The sequence below is a fragment of the Streptomyces sp. NPDC006265 genome (genome assembly GCF_040613555.1).
Taxonomy (GTDB): Bacteria; Actinomycetota; Actinomycetes; order Streptomycetales; family Streptomycetaceae; genus Streptomyces.
Genome location: NZ_JBEXSH010000277.1, coordinates 9,548 through 9,943, shown reverse-complemented (window position 1 = coordinate 9,943; position 396 = coordinate 9,548). Strand labels below are relative to the sequence as shown.

The 396-nt window shown below is 76.5% G+C and carries 1 pseudogene; it reads right to left on the bottom strand.

From position 1 onward, the window contains the following. Positions 1-396 (bottom strand): annotated as a pseudogene (locus tag ABZ281_RS22365) (ATP-binding protein); the annotation flags it as partial.

The window sequence follows — 396 nt, the reverse complement described above, 5'->3', positions numbered from 1 at the left end:
GGACCTCCTCGACGCCGGCGTCGGCGGAGGGGGCCGGCACGTCCGGGGTGGCGCCGAGCAGGAAGGCGCACTCGGGGGTCGCCTCCAGCAGCTCGTCGAGCGCGGCGCCGCCGAACTCCAGGTCGTCGAGGACGACGACCGCGCCGACCTCACGCACGTGACTGAGCAGTTCGTCCCGGTCCGGGCGGTGCAGGGGGGCGCTGTACACCGCGTGGAACAGGTCGTGCAGCAGGTCGCCGGAGGTGCGTCCGAAGCCGTTGAGGCGGACGACGCCGTCGGGGGCGAGGTCGGAGCAGTCCTCGGCGACGAGGTCGAGGAGGCGGGTGCGGCCGGAGCCGGGCGCGCCGGTGAGGCGGGTGGAGCGGCCGCGGGCGAGCAGGCGCACCAGGCGCTCGC